We start from the raw sequence: 15,554 nt of genomic DNA, 5'->3' as shown, positions 1-15,554 counted from the left end.
AAAGGATAGATTCATTTAAGTTTCATGTCTTGTTTGCACCAACCACAAGCTCTCTATACATACCCGCTTAAATTACTTATTCCTAAACAATATAGTTATTAAATTAACCTAAATATACCAAATGGCTATGACCTTTTCAAGGAATAATTAAGATTCAGTAATAAGTCCAGTGTTTTCATAGACTTTTTTACCATCAATAATAACTGTTTGAGCATGGTTTACGCCATAATGATATGGTAAGTATTCATGATTTGGAATATCCCATACAACTATATCAGCTTGATCACCAGCTTCAATTGTACCCGCTTCAGCATCAATTGCTTTTGCAGCATTGACTGTAACAGCATTCCAAATTTCGTTTGGTGTTAATTTTAATTTTAGTGCTGCGATGCTCATTACAAGTTGTAAATTATCGGTTACACAACTACCTGGGTTGAAATCAGTAGCAATAGCAATTGCACCATTATTATCTAGCATACCCCTTGCATCTGCGTATTGGTCTTTTCCTAAGTAGAATGTTGTGCCAGGTAGCAACACAGCGATTGTTTGGCTATTATTTAATGATTGTTTATCTTCTTCACTTGAAGCAACTAAATGATCTGCAGAAATCGCACCTTCATCAATTGCTAAGCCTAGTCCGCCTAATGGGTCAATTTCATCAGCGTGGATTTTAACTTTTAATCCTTTATCTTTAGCTGCTTGCATATAACGTCTTGACTCTTCTACTGTAAATACACCTGTTTCACAGAATATATCAGCAAAATCAGCTTTGTCTTTCACATCATCTAATAAATCAATCATTTCTTGTAAGAAAGTAGCATTATCTTTTGCATCTTTAGGTACTGCATGAGGTCCTAAGAAAGTATGTTTCATTCTAATTGGTGTATTTTCTTCTAAACGATGTGCAACATCAAGTTGCTTTAATTCAGTCTCTTTATCTAAACCGTAACCACTTTTAGCTTCAACTGTTGTAGTTCCAAATTGAATCATCCTAACAATTTCTTTTTTTGATTTATTATATAATTCTTCTTCTGAAGCGTTTCTTGTAGACTCAACTGTACTTAAGATTCCTCCACCTTGTTTAAGTATATCTAAGTAACTTACGCCTTGTTGTTTTAGTGCCATTTCATGTTCTCTAGAGCCACCAAATACTAGATGTGTATGTGCGTCTACTAATCCAGGAGACACGACTTGGTTTGTCGCGTCTATTACTTCTTTCGCTTCATACTCTTCTGTATGTTCTCCTACATATACGACTTTGCCATCTTTAACGACAACTGTTCCATTGTTAACAATTTTCAAATCATTCAATTCTTTGCCTTTTAGTGGGCCTTCTGTCTTCTTAGGTAAAATTAATTCACCTATGTTTTGAATTAAAATATCATTCATTGTTCTCTGTCTCCTTTAACATTGGAATATCTACGTTTTTATTTTTAGCTGTGTCTATCGCAGTTTCATAACCTGCGTCTGCATGTCTTACTACACCCATACCCGGATCTGTCGTAAGTACTCGTCCTAAACGTCTATCAGCACGTTCACTACCATCTGCTACAACAACCATACCGGCATGTAATGAATAACCCATACCTACGCCTCCACCGTGATGAACTGAAATCCATGAGCCACCTGCAGCTGTATTAACAAGAGCATTTAATATTGCCCAGTCACCTACTGCATCAGAACCATCTTTCATTGATTCAGTTTCTCTATTTGGTGAAGCTACAGAACCTGAGTCTAAATGATCTCGTCCGATTACGATTGGTGCAGATATTTCACCATTTCTAACCAACTCGTTTAATGCTAATCCCATTTTTGCACGTTCACCGTAACCTAACCACGCAATTCTTGAAGGTAATCCTTGGAATGCAATTTTTTCACTTGCCATATCTAACCAACGCATTAACTTTTTATCTTCAGGGAACAACTCTCTCATTAATTGATCTGCTCTTTCGATATCTTTAGGGTCCCCACTGAGCGCCGCAAATCTAAATGGTCCTTTACCTTCACAGAATAATGGTCGAATGTAAGCTGGCACGAAGCCTGGGAAGTTGAAGGCATTCTCTAAACCTTCATCGAAAGCAACTTGTCTAATATTATTTCCATAATCAAATGCTATTGCACCTTTTTCTTGAAAAGCTAACATAGCTTCAACATGTTTTTTCATAGATGCAGAAGACAATTTAACATATTCTTTAGGATCATTTTCACGTAATTTATCAGCTTCTTCTAAAGAATAACCTTCTGGTACATAACCATTTAGTGGATCATGTGCTGATGTTTGGTCAGTTACGATATCAATTTTAAATCCTCTATTTAATATTTCGTGATGAATTTCTGCAGCGTTACCTACTAAACCAATAGCTAATGGTTTCCCTGCATTTTTAGCTTCTTCTGCTTTTTCTAATGCTTCGTCTAAAGAATCTGTAATCATATCACAATAGCGCGTTTCAATACGTTTCTCAATTCTTGAAGGGTCTACATCTACACCAATTACAACACCTTCGTTCATTGTTACAGCAAGTGGTTGAGCGCCACCCATTCCACCTAATCCAGCAGTTAAAGTAATCGTGCCTTTTAACGTACCTCCAAAGTGTTGGTTAGCCAGCTCTGCAAAGGTTTCAAATGTACCTTGAACAATACCTTGTGAACCAATATATATCCAACTACCTGCAGTCATTTGACCATACATCATGAGACCTTTTTTATCTAATTCATGGAAATGTTCCCAATTTGCCCATTTAGGTACAAGTACTGAGTTAGATAAAAGCACACGAGGCGCTTCTTCATGCGTTTTAAATACTGCAACTGGTTTACCAGATTGAACGAGCATTGTTTCATCGCTTTCTAATCTTCTTAGCGTTTCTACAATTCCATCAAAGCTTTCCCAGTTACGTGCTGCTTTACCAATACCACCATATACAACCAATTTTTCAGGATGTTCTGCTACTTCTGGATCGAGATTATTATAAAGCATTCTCAAAACTGCTTCTTGCTCCCAACCTTTACATTCTATTTCTAAACCTTTTTTCGCTTTAATATTTCTAGACATAATTCATTTCCCCTTTATTAAAAGATTAGTAAACTTAATGGAATTGCTATTAATAATGTAAGTGCGACACGAATAAACCAAATCACCACAAGTTTCCAAATTGGAATTTTAATATCTGTAGCTAAAATACAAGGTATTAAAGCTGAGAAGAATATAATTGCTGAAATACTTGTAATAGCTACTACAAATTTCACTTCTATTGCTGCTTTCACCACTAACAATGATGGTAAGAACATCTCTATGATTGATATCATGGATGCTTTTGCTAATAAAGGCTTATCATCAATAGGAAAAATATAAATAAATGGATAGAAAATATAGCTTAACCAATCAATAATAGGTGTGAAATTAGCTAATATTAATCCTAAAAATCCAATCGATAATATAGATGGTAAGATAGCCATCGTCATCTCTACGCCATCTTTAAGATTAAGGCCTATATTTTTAAATAATGTTAATGATTGATATGATTGTTTCTTTGCTTCATCATAAGCAGCTTTCATATAATTCCCTTTAACTTTAGATTCTTTTTGTCCTTCTTGATTATTGTAATATGCCTCTGATTCTCTAGAGATCGGTGGCAAATGAGCAGAAATTGCTGTTACAACAAATGTGATTATTAATGTACTCCAGAAGAATAAATTCCAGTGACCCATTAAGTCTAACGTTCTCGCTACAATAACCATAAATGTAGCAGAAACTGTTGAGAATCCTGTTGCGATTATGACCGCTTCTTTCTTGTTATACATGCCATCTTTATATACTCTGTTTGTGATAAGTAATCCTAAAGAGTAGCTACCTACAAATGATGCCACAGCATCAACAGCAGACTTACCTGGTGTCTTAAATATGGGTCTCATAATCGGTTGCATCAATACCCCAATAAATTCTAGTAATCCATAACCTACTAAAAAGGAAAGTGCAATCGCTCCTACTGGAATTAAAACACTTAGTGGTAACATCAACTTATCAAATAAGAACGGTCCATAATCCTTATCAAATAATAATTTAGGTCCTATCTTAAATACGTACATAATGCCTATCACTGCACCAAGTAGCTTAAAAATAACAAGAACACAATCTGTAAAAGATTTTTTAAAATCCATTCTGATAACAGGTAAAATAGCGCCTATTATAATGATAATTAATGCATAATAAGCAGTTAAATCTCCTAACAATGACCGAATACCTAAGTGAATGTGGTCAACAAGTATCGTATTATCTTTACCTATTTGTATAGGAATAAAGAATAAAATAATACCTATAATGCTAAATACATAGAATTTCCACATATCTTTACCTTTGTCTTGAAACTGTTGATTAATCATCACAACACCCCTTTGTTTCAAAATTCACTATCTTAAATATTCACATACCCTTTCTATATCGTGATGAAAGACTCTATCTTCAGTTATCGAAGGTACAACTTCTCTTAACTCCATATATTTTTCTTTTGTTCTAGGTGAAAGCTTTTCTACCCCTTTAATTTCTACCGCTTGTAGAGCGATGATACATTCTATCGATAATACTCTTCTTACATTTTGGATAATTTGATAAGCATGTCTTGCTCCAATCGTACCCATCGAAACATGATCTTCTTGGTTAGCTGAAGAAGGTATTGAATCGACGCTAGCAGGATGTGCTAAAGTCTTATTTTCTGATACAAGCGAAGCGGCAGCATATTGCATAATCATTGCTCCACTTTGTAAACCTGGTTCAGGACTTAAAAATGCTGGTAATCCACCATTTAATTGTGGATTAACTAACCTTTCTAATCGACGTTCAGAAACATTCGCTAATTCTGCAACTCCGATTTTCAAGAAATCCACAGCAAATGCTATTGGTTGTCCATGGAAGTTTCCACCTGATATAACGAGTGTTTCATCATCTTTATCAAATATTAATGGATTATCGTTTGCAGCATTCATTTCTAATTCTAATTTTTCTTTCACATAATTTAGCACTTGAAAACTTGCTCCATGAATTTGTGGGATACATCTTAATGTATATGCATCTTGCACACGTACTTCCCCTTGACGTGTTGTAAGTTTTGAACCGTCTAACCAATTACGCATTCTTTCAGCCACTTCAATTTGTTCATTAAAGTTTCTTACGATATGCACATGCTCATCATATGCATCCACAATTCCATTTAAAGCTTGATGTGTTAATGAAGCAATCCACTCTGAATTATAAGCAATATTTTCCGCTTCTATATACGCAATAACGCCTTGAGCTGTCATTGCTTGAGTTCCATTTATTAATGCTAAACCTTCTTTAGCTTGTAATGAATGAGGCTCTAATTCCAGTTTGTGCAAGACTGCTTTAGCGTTTAGTGTTTCACCTTTATAATGCACATCGCCTTCCCCAATTAAAGCTAATGCTAGGTGTGATAATGGAGCTAAATCACCTGAAGCTCCTAAAGATCCTTGCTCTGGTATAACCGGTATAATTCTTCTGTTAATAAATTCGACTAACAAGTTTACTAAGTCTTCTGTTACACCTGAGTGGCCTTTTAACATTGTATTTAATCTTAAAATCATCATGACTAATGAAACATTGTCTGGAAAGGCTTTTCCTACGCCACAAGAATGTGAACGAATTAAATTAATTTGTAAGTCATTGTATTTTTCTTGCTCAATCAATACATCACTGAACAATCCAAATCCAGTTGTTATACCGTATACAGTTTCTTTATTATTTATGATTCGTTCAACTGTTTCTCTACTTTTTCTAACATTAATTAAAGCTTCCTCTGAAATAGATATTTGCCTATCTTCTTCTAAAAATGTTTTAATATCTTGAATCGTTAAATCTTTACCTTTTAATATTAAAGTCACAAATAACACTCCTTTGGACACAAAAAAATACAACAAAAATTTATTTGTTGCACCTTTCTCTTATCTAATGTCTAATAGGTGTTCTTATGTCTATATATGATTGATACCTAAACCGATTGTTTCATGTTCTTTTCCTTTAATAGGAGCTCCTATTGTGCCGTATAGACTAACGGCTATCCATTCTCCTTCTTGTTTATCAGAATATGGATATCCTCTCACAACAGAAAATTTTAAACCAACAGTTCTCATAATTTCACCTATAGATAATTCACCTCTCGTAATACCATTTACTGCTTCTAATATTGCATGATACAAAGCGTGTGTTTCTCTATACTGCGTTTCAGATATAAGGTTCTGTCTTCTAGCTGCTGTCTCTATTGAAGAGATAATCTTATTAAGCGACATCGTTCCAATCTTACCAACTATAAATTGCATTTGATCGCAGTCTGGATTCAATTGTTTCGCAGTTTGCTCATCAGTAAGAGTTAATAATGTAGCATACTTACCAATTGATATTTGTTCAGTCATGTGAAAACTCCTATCTTATCTAATAACTAATATCTATATTCACATTATATTTTTAGTATACGCTTTCATAATTTTTATAACAATACTTTTTAAGATATCCGTAACACAGTGATTGATTAATACATTAGCTTATTAAAGTTTTTTATTTAGTTCAATTAGTAGGATAAGTTGAAGTACTAAAAAAATGTTTTTTCACTTTAAAATCAATATGATTATCTTCTATAATTTCTTTAAAAATGTATTAACATTTTAATGTCTTGATTTTATCAATACAATTATTTAAATAACTTCACAAAAAATTTAGTATTAGTTAAGGACATTTTTATATCCATAACTAATATGTCTAAATTAAATTGATTACAAACGCTTATTTAAATGTTTTTAATCAAAAAATATAGTACTAGTTATGGACATTTTTGGGTCCATAGCTAATACTATATAAGTTAAATTGCTAAAAAAGTGTTTTTTAACTTTAAGATCAACATGATTATCTTCTATAATTTCTTTAAAAATGTATTAACATTTTAATGCTCTGATTTTTATCAATACAATTATTTAAATAACTTCATAAAAAATTTAGTAATACATCTGAACCTTTTTCGGTTCGTTCATAAATCTTACTATATAAGTTAAATTGCTAAAAAGTATTTTTTCATTTTAAGATCAATATGATTATCTTCTATAATTTCTTTAAAAATGTATTAATATTTTAATTCCCTGATTTTTATCAATACAATTATTTAAATAACTTCAAATAAACTTAGTAATACTTACTCATTTTTCAAAATATATTGATTAAATAATTTTATATAATATTAAGAAATACTAGACTGCTTGTTTATCTCTATTAAATATAAGATATTAATAGCCTAGAAATAGAGTTTTTATTAAATTACCATTAAAAATATTTAATGTATTGTAATATTATATTTTCATAATTACTCTACCTTAGAAGCATCTATAGTAATATTTTTATAAGAAAATACTTTTTGAGCCATAGTTAGTACATTTAACACACGTGGAAAAACAGTATATGGTAGGTATTAACTGAGTAATTGTTTCTATAATTTCTTCTACTGTAACTCCAGAAGTTAATGCTGTATTTATATGTAATTCTAATTGTGGCCCTGCACCTTGTCTAATAAGAGAAGATATTGATACTAAGACACGTTCTTAGTTCGTTAATCCCTTATTTGAATAAATATCACCATATGCAAATTCTATTATATATTTTGATACATCTGGTGTGATGTCTTTCATATCTTCAGTTATTTTTAAATGCATTGATCCAGTTGTTGTTGTAAATTCCATTAATTTACTTATACCTTGTTGACATCTATTACTTTCCATTATTTAAGCCTCCACATATTATTTTTCATTTACAATATTTATTTCTGAACAATAAATACTATACTATCATTTAATTTATTAGTTAAATATATATTATAAGGTCTATAATTAAGATTTATAAGTAATTACTAGCCGTTTTATAAAATGTAGTCAATAAATGCTTGAGTTGCATAAAAACGATGCTTTCTTTTTTAACTATAATAACTATTTCCCACAATATAGGAAGCACATTAATTCCATTCCTAATTCTATTTCAAATGACATAATTGTTTTACTTAATGCAGATTGTGAAATACGTAATTCTTCTGAATCTTGTGTAAAACTTCCTAATTTAGTAACTGTCATAAAATAATTAAATTGACGAATTTCCAAATTAGTTCACCTCTATATCATTACTCAATATTATAGATATTAGTATACCAATTCATTTTATTTATTAAATATTAGTATAAACTAATTATGTCGAAAGAATAAGTGCAGAATTAAAACTATAAAAATACACTTACAAACATCTCACATTCTATTATAAATATTGATTTGAAAGAGCGAAAAATTAAATTATCAAGGGGAGAAGTAGTATCTCCTCATATTAATAAAAAATACTATGTTATATTATAAAATCATACACAGATTCATGTTTTAAAAAATATATTGAAGCACACTTGTTTATTGATGTCTAAAATAGCTATAATTCTAAATAAATTCCCATTTATATAGAGGTCAATTCCAAAAAATCAATTGTCGATATTCAAAAATTATTTGATTATTCTCTACTTAATTGTTAATGATAAATCTACAAATATTTTAGATCAAATTATTATCAATTACGTTGCTTATATCGCTTTTTTTATAGAAATTTAGTTTGTTTCTTTTGGTTATACTAGTATCATAATGTTAAATTTAATAGAATATACTGTTAAATTCATAATTAAAGTGGCATAATAAATCGTACAATTAATTGAAGGTGGGTTAATTATGAAAACAATTTCGTCTGTTACAATTCCAAAAAGAGAGCAGGAATCTCACAAAGGCGATTATGGTAGGATTTTATTAATTGGTGGAAATGCTAATTTAGGTGGCGCTATTATGTTAGCTGCAAGAGCTTGTGTATTTAGTGGAAGTGGTTTAATTACAGTTTCTACACATTCATCAAACTTTGCTGCTTTACATTCACGTTGTCCTGAAGCAATGGTTTCAGATATAACTGACTTGAAAAAACTCTCTAAATTAATAGAACAATCAGATTGTATTTTGATTGGACCTGGACTCGGCTTAGATTTTAAAGGCAATAATACTTTAACGTTTTTATTCCAAAATATTCAGCCTCATCAAACGTTAATTATTGATGGTGATGCTATTACGATATTGAGTAAATTAAATCATACTTTACCAGAATGTGAAATTATCTTTACGCCCCATCAAAAAGAATGGGAAAGACTCAGTAATATACCAATCGAAGAACAAACTTATGAGAGAAATAAAGAAGCAGTCAAAGCATTAAATGCTACTGTCGTCTTGAAACAACATGGTACGGAATTATACTTTAAAGATCATGAATATAAATTATCTATAGGTACACCTGCTATGGCAACTGGTGGTATGGGTGATACTTTAGCAGGGATGATAACAAGTTTTGTAGGACAGTTTGATTTAGAAGAAGCGGTTATCAATGCTACTTATATGCATAGCTATATAGGTGAAAAACTTTCTAAAGATATGTACATTGTCCCACCATCTAAACTTATAGATGAAATTCCTTATGCTATGAAATCATTCGAAACAGAATAAAACATATAAAAATACTCCCTCCTAAAACTTCACTATAATAACAGTGACTATTAAGAGGGAGTATTTTATTTATTATTCTTCGTCGTCTTCATCGTCTTGTTTTTCAATATCTTTGTTTACACGATCCATGAAGTCTTCTCTTAGTTCTTCTTTTTCATTTGTATTCTCTGTTGCTGGTGTATCTAAAGTTTCTTCTAGTACACCTTCAATTGGAGATTCTGCTATTTCATTTTCATCTGGTTCAACTTTTGCAACTGTTGCAACTTGTTGGTTTTCACCTAGACGAATTAATCTAACACCTTGAGCGCTACGACCATTTTGAGAAATATCAGCGACATGTAACCTAATAATGACACCTGAATTTGTGACAATCATTAAGTCTTCGTCACCTGTTACAGTCGTAATACATACTAGACTACCATTTTTCTCTGTTAAAGTGGCAGTCTTAATACCTTTACCACCTCTGTTAGAAATTCGATATTGGTCAGCAGCAGTACGTTTACCATAACCATTTTCAGTGACGATTAAAATCTCATCTTGTTCTTCTTCGTCGGTAACGTCTAATCCAATTACTTCATCATTTTCTCTTAATGAAATACCTCTAACGCCTGCAGCAGTTCTACCTAATGGACGTAGTTTCGTTTCATCAAATCGAATTAATGAAGCATGTTTCGTTCCGATAATAATCTCTTTCGTACCATCAGTTAGTCTAACCGCAATCAACTCGTCGTCTTCTTTAAAGTTAATCGCAATCTTACCGTTTTTGTTAATACGAGAGAAATTCGATAGTTTAGAACGTTTTACAGTACCTTTTTTCGTAGCAAATACTAGGAAGTCTTCTTCACTAGATAGATCTTTAACTGCTATCATTGTACTAATTTTTTCATCTTTATCAATTTCTAAAGCATTGACGATTGGTAAGCCTTTAGACTGTCTAGACATTTCAGGAATTTCATAGCCTTTTAGCTTGTAGACACGACCTTTATTCGTAAAGAATAATACATTATCATGTGTACTTAAAGTTACCAACTGGCTAACGAAATCATCTTCGATTGTATTCATTCCTTGTACACCACGTCCACCTCTATTTTGAGAGCGATAAGTGGATACAGGTAATCGTTTAATATAGTTGTTATGACTTAATGAAATAACGATTTGTTCTTCAGGTATTAAGTCTTCATCTTCAATTTGATCAAGTCCTGCAGCAGTTATTTCAGTACGTCTTTCATCACCATATTTTTCTTTAATCTCAATGATTTCTTCTCTAATAATTTCTAGTAATTTTTCTTCGTCATTTAAGATTTCTTTAAGTTCTTCGATAAGTTTTAGTAAATCTTGATATTCACTTTCAATCTTACCGCGCTCTAATCCTGTTAATCGACGTAGACGCATATCTAGAATGGCTTGTGCTTGTCGTTCAGATAATTTGAATCGGTTTTGCAAGCCTTCCATTGCTTCTGCATCGCTTTGAGATTCACGAATCAATTTAATAATTTCATCAATATGATCTAATGCAATACGTAAACCTTCGAGAATATGCGCTCTATCTTGAGCTTTTTTCAAGTTATATTTCGTACGTCTAGTTACAACTTCTTTTTGGTGTTCTAAATAATGATATATTACAGAACGTAAGCCTAATAGTTTAGGTTTACCGTTAACAAGTGCAATCATGTTTACACCGAATGAAGTTTGTAATGGTGTTTGTTTATATAAGTTATTTAATATAACATTCGCATTAGCATCTTTTCTAACTTCAATAACAATACGAAGACCAACTTTTAAGCTTGTTTCATCTCTTAATTCTGTAATGCCTTCGATTTTTTTATCGCGTGCTAATTCTGCAATTTTTTCAATCAATCTTGCTTTATTTACTTGGTAAGGAACTTCTGTAACAATAATGCGTTCTTTACCGTTTTTCATTACATCAATTTCAGCACGAGCTCTCATTAAAACTGAGCCACGTCCTGTTTCGTAAGCACGTCTTATTCCGCTTCTACCCATAATTAAACCAGCAGTTGGGAAGTCAGGACCTTGAACGATGTCCATTAATTCATTTGTTGTAATTTCTGGATTATGACTTAGCGCAAGAACGCCGTCTATTACTTCGTTCAAGTTATGCGGTGGAATATTTGTAGCCATACCAACTGCAATACCTGATGTACCATTCACTAACAAGTTAGGGAATCTAGCTGGTAAGACTACCGGCTCTCTCTCATTACCATCATAGTTATCTTGGAAATCAATTGTATCTTTATTAATATCTCTTAATAATTCACTTGTTATTTTAGCCATACGTGCTTCTGTATAACGCATTGCAGCAGCACCGTCGCCGTCCATTGAACCAAAGTTACCTTGACCATCTACTAATGGATAACGATAACTGAAGTCTTGTGCCATACGTACCATCGCTTCATAAATAGATGAGTCACCGTGTGGGTGATATTTACCCATTACGTCACCAACGATACGTGCAGATTTTTTATATGGTTTGTCTGAGGTCATACCTTGATCGTTCATACCATACAATATACGTCTATGAACAGGTTTTAAGCCATCTCTAACATCAGGTAGTGCACGAGATACAATAACACTCATTGCATAATCTAAAAATGACTCTTTCATTTCTCTACTGATGTTACGTTCACTCACTCTTGATTGAGGTGTTTCAGCCATTAATTATATCCTCCTTAAATCGTAAATTGTGCTTTAAATATCTAACGTTGCGTATTCAGCATTTTCTTCAATAAATTGACGACGAAACTCAACAATATCTCCCATAAGCATTTCAAACGTTTCGTCAGCTTCTATCGCATCTGTTAGTGTTACTTGAAGCATTGAACGATTTTCAGGATTCATTGTTGTTTCCCACAATTGATCTGCATTCATTTCTCCAAGACCTTTATAACGTGCTATAGACAGTTTAGGTGTTGAGCTTAACTCTTCTTTTAATTTATCTAATTCTCTATCGTTAAATACGTAATATTTCTTTTTACCTTGTTCTACTTTATATAAAGGTGGTTGTGCAATATAAACATATCCCGCTTCAATTAACGGTCTCATAAATCTATAGAAGAACGTTAATAACAATGTTCTAATATGCGCACCATCTACATCAGCATCAGTCATGATAACTAATTTATGATATCTAGCTTTACTAATATCAAATTCTCCACCAATACCAGTACCTAGTCCAGTAATCATAGAGCGTATTTCATTATTTCCAAGTATTTTATCAAGACGTGCTTTTTCAACGTTCAAGATTTTACCACGTAAAGGTAAAATAGCTTGTGTTCTAGAGTCACGACCTAATTTAGCAGACCCACCAGCAGAGTCACCCTCAACGATGTATAATTCACATTCATCTGGTTTTTTACTTGAACAGTCTGCAAGTTTACCTGGTAGACTTGAAACTTCTAATGCTGATTTACGTCTTGTTACTTCTCTTGCTTTTTTCGCTGCTAGACGAGCTCTTGACGCCATAATACCTTTATCTACAATGATTCTAGCTACATTTGGGTTCTCAAGTAAAAATCTTTCAAATAGCTCTGAGAATAGTTTATCAACAATTTGACGCACTTCAGAGTTACCTAGTTTTGTTTTTGTTTGACCTTCGAATTGTGGGTCACTATGCTTGATAGAAACAACAGCAGTAAGACCTTCTCGTACGTCTTCACCCGAGAGTTTTTCTTCGCCATCTTTAAGAAGTTTATTCTTAGTACCATAACTATTAATCACTCTTGTTAATGCTCGTTTAAATCCATCTTCATGCGTACCACCTTCATAAGTGTGGATGTTGTTAGCATAAGTCAGTAAGTTAGTCGCAAAACCGCTATTATATTGAATTGAGATTTCAACTTCTACATCCTCTTTAGTATCATGAATGTAAATTGGATCATCAAATAAAACTTCTTTTGATTTATTTAATAATTCAACGTAAGACTTAATACCGCCTTCGTAGTAATAAGAATCTTCGAGTATATTTTCATCGTCTCTTTCGTCTCTAAGCGAAATTTGTATACCTTTATTTAAAAAGGCTAACTCACGAATACGTTTTTGTAGAATGTCGTATTCGTATTCAGTTGTTTCTGTAAAAATTTCTTCATCTGCTTTAAAGCGAATTGCCGTACCAGTATAATCTGTTTCACCAATAACTTTTAAGTCGAATTGAGGAATACCTCTTTTATATGCTTGATGATATATTTTGTTATTAAGGTGTACGTAAACTTCTAGTTGAGAAGATAGTGCGTTTACGACAGATGAACCCACGCCGTGTAGTCCACCAGATACTTTGTATCCGCCACCGCCAAATTTACCACCAGCATGCAATACTGTTAATATAACTTCAACAGCAGGACGTCCCATTTTCTCTTGAATATCTACTGGAATACCCCTACCGTTATCTGTTACTTTAACCCAGTTATCCTTTTCTATTATAAGTTCTATATGATCAGCATAACCTGCTAAAGCTTCGTCGATACTGTTATCAACGATTTCCCATACAAGATGATGTAAACCTCTTGATGCTGTAGAACCAATATACATACCAGGGCGTTTACGGACTGCCTCTAAGCCTTCTAATACTTGTATCTGATCTGCACCATAACTTACTTCGTTATTTTGTTCTGACACGTATTTCCACCTTCACTTTCATCTACTCAATAATATTGCCTTTAGATACATTAAATACCTTGGCATCTTTCATGATTTCATGTTCTATACCATCTACGGACGTAGTCGTTACAAAAGTTTGGACCTTTTCTTGAATCGTACTTAATAAATGCGTTTGTCGTTTATCATCAAGTTCACTCAATACATCGTCTAATAATAAAATTGGATATTCACCAACTACTTGATTAATCAATTCTATTTCAGCTAGCTTGATAGATAATGCTGTCGTACGTTGTTGCCCTTGTGAGCCATAAGTTTGAACATTCATATCGTTAACATGAAAACTGATATCATCTCGATGTGGACCATATCTAGCACTTCCACGCTCTATTTCTTTATCCATAGATTCATTTAATAATTTACAAAAAGCATCTTTCAAATCTTGTTGATTATGATGCGTTTCAGCAAGTTTAATATTAGGTTCATATTGAACCTGTAGTTCTTCGTTTTGACTTGTAATTCCTTTGTGAATTACTGCAGCAATCTTCTCTAACTCACTTATAAAATGCGCCCGCTTCAATGTGACGTTTGCAGCTTCTTCTGAAAATTGTTCGTTAAATACTTCTAGCATTGTACGCTCTTTCATTTTGCCAATTTGCAACTGTTTAAGGTAATGGTTTTTCTGTTTAAGTAATCTTTGATAATTTGATAAATGACTTAAATAAACCGCAGACATCTGACCGAGTTCCATATCTATAAAACGCCGTCTAATTTGCGGGCTACCTTTAACTATATTCAAATCTTCTGGTGCAAACAGTACCACATTTAAGTGACCAATATATTGCGTTAATCTACTTTGTTCTAGATGATTGACTTTCGCCTTTTTGCCTTTCTTTGTGATGATTAAAGAAATTGGCATTTTTCCATGACGATAACTAAGTTCACCTTCTATTTTACCATACTCTTCCCCAAACTGTATGAGTTCTTTATCATTCGATGTTCTATGGCTTTTTGCTAACGCTAAAGTATAGATTGATTCTAATAAATTTGTCTTACCTTGGGCATTTTCGCCAATCAAAATATTAACATTTGGATTAAATTGAAGTGTACACTTGTTATAATTTCTATAATGGGTTAAATTAAGTTCTCTTAATATCATATCTATTCACTTAGATGATTGATGCGAAATTGACCTTCAGAAGGAATTTCAATTAAGTCACCATCATGTAATTTCTTTCCACGACGTGTCTCACGTTCGCCATTAATCAGTACTTCTTCATCTTGGAGGAACCATTTAGCTTGACCACCCGTTCCAATGACGCCTTCATTTTTTAGGAATTGCCCTAAAGTAATTTCGTCTTCAACTGAGATATCTTGTACCATTATCTTCA

11 protein-coding genes, 1 pseudogene and 1 other annotated feature (1 of these 13 cut by a window edge) are annotated in these 15,554 nt (G+C 32.6%); of the genes and pseudogenes, 1 reads left to right on the top strand and 11 read right to left on the bottom strand.

Translation table 11 applies throughout. The annotated features are described in order from the left end of the window. Nucleotides 1–99: a binding site (T-box leader), on the bottom strand (it extends 100 nt beyond the left edge of the window). Nucleotides 100–147: 48 nt separating this feature from the next. From hutI to LQ688_RS08790, 7 genes and pseudogenes are all read right to left on the bottom strand, one after another. Then, a complete protein-coding gene (hutI, locus tag LQ688_RS08820) occupies nt 148–1,389 on the bottom strand; it encodes an imidazolonepropionase (protein ID WP_239705256.1) in 1,242 nt (413 codons plus the stop codon). After that, the gene (gene hutU / locus LQ688_RS08815; protein ID WP_239705253.1) at nt 1,382–3,049 is read right to left on the bottom strand and encodes a urocanate hydratase; all 1,668 of its coding nucleotides are present in this window, start codon (nt 3,047–3,049) and stop codon (nt 1,382–1,384) included. Before hutU ends, hutI begins: the two co-directional genes overlap by 8 nt. A gap of 17 nt (nt 3,050–3,066) precedes the next feature. After that, entirely contained in the window at nt 3,067–4,377 is a 1,311-nt protein-coding gene (locus tag LQ688_RS08810; RefSeq protein WP_016999171.1) for a YjiH family protein, read from the bottom strand. A 27-nt stretch (nt 4,378–4,404) separates the two neighbouring features. After that, nucleotides 4,405–5,889: a histidine ammonia-lyase gene (gene hutH, locus LQ688_RS08805; protein ID WP_064204304.1), complete on the bottom strand. Its 1,485-nt coding sequence runs from the start codon at nt 5,887–5,889 to the stop codon at nt 4,405–4,407. A 90-nt stretch (nt 5,890–5,979) separates the two neighbouring features. Further along, the gene (gene hutP, locus LQ688_RS08800; protein WP_016999173.1) at nt 5,980–6,417 is read right to left on the bottom strand and encodes a hut operon transcriptional regulator HutP; all 438 of its coding nucleotides are present in this window, start codon (nt 6,415–6,417) and stop codon (nt 5,980–5,982) included. A gap of 938 nt (nt 6,418–7,355) precedes the next feature. Continuing rightward, nucleotides 7,356–7,767, bottom strand: a pseudogene (locus LQ688_RS08795) (carboxymuconolactone decarboxylase family protein). Between the two features lie 204 nt (nt 7,768–7,971). After that, a complete protein-coding gene (locus LQ688_RS08790; RefSeq protein ID WP_082892484.1) occupies nt 7,972–8,139 on the bottom strand; it encodes a LysR family transcriptional regulator in 168 nt (55 codons plus the stop codon). A gap of 603 nt (nt 8,140–8,742) precedes the next feature. Here LQ688_RS08790 and LQ688_RS08785 point away from each other — a divergent pair. Then, complete coding sequence (locus LQ688_RS08785) at nt 8,743–9,555, top strand: NAD(P)H-hydrate dehydratase (RefSeq protein ID WP_064204303.1); 813 nt, start codon at nt 8,743–8,745, stop codon at nt 9,553–9,555. A 72-nt stretch (nt 9,556–9,627) separates the two neighbouring features. Here LQ688_RS08785 and gyrA read toward each other — a convergent pair whose 3' ends face one another. From gyrA to yaaA, 4 genes are read right to left on the bottom strand one after another with little or no spacing between them, the layout of a single operon-like run. After that, nucleotides 9,628–12,228: a DNA gyrase subunit A gene (gene gyrA / locus LQ688_RS08780; RefSeq protein ID WP_064204302.1), complete on the bottom strand. Its 2,601-nt coding sequence runs from the start codon at nt 12,226–12,228 to the stop codon at nt 9,628–9,630. A gap of 33 nt (nt 12,229–12,261) precedes the next feature. Next, on the bottom strand, nt 12,262–14,184 hold the full coding sequence (gene gyrB, locus LQ688_RS08775) for a DNA topoisomerase (ATP-hydrolyzing) subunit B (protein WP_064204301.1): 1,923 nt from the start codon (nt 14,182–14,184) through the stop codon (nt 12,262–12,264). Nucleotides 14,185–14,206: 22 nt separating this feature from the next. Continuing rightward, nucleotides 14,207–15,322 carry a DNA replication/repair protein RecF gene (gene recF, locus LQ688_RS08770; protein WP_064204300.1) on the bottom strand — a complete coding sequence of 372 codons (1,116 nt, stop codon included), beginning with the start codon at nt 15,320–15,322 and terminating at the stop codon, nt 14,207–14,209. A 2-nt stretch (nt 15,323–15,324) separates the two neighbouring features. Beyond that, complete coding sequence (gene yaaA / locus LQ688_RS08765; protein WP_016999178.1) at nt 15,325–15,546, bottom strand: S4 domain-containing protein YaaA; 222 nt, start codon at nt 15,544–15,546, stop codon at nt 15,325–15,327. Nucleotides 15,547–15,554 lie beyond the last annotated feature (8 nt).

Source organism: Mammaliicoccus sp. J-M40, from assembly GCF_022386395.1.
GTDB classification, from domain to species: domain Bacteria; phylum Bacillota; class Bacilli; order Staphylococcales; family Staphylococcaceae; genus Mammaliicoccus; species Mammaliicoccus lentus.
Note: the sequence above shows the minus strand (reverse complement) of the source record. Positions and strands in the feature narration are given on the sequence as shown.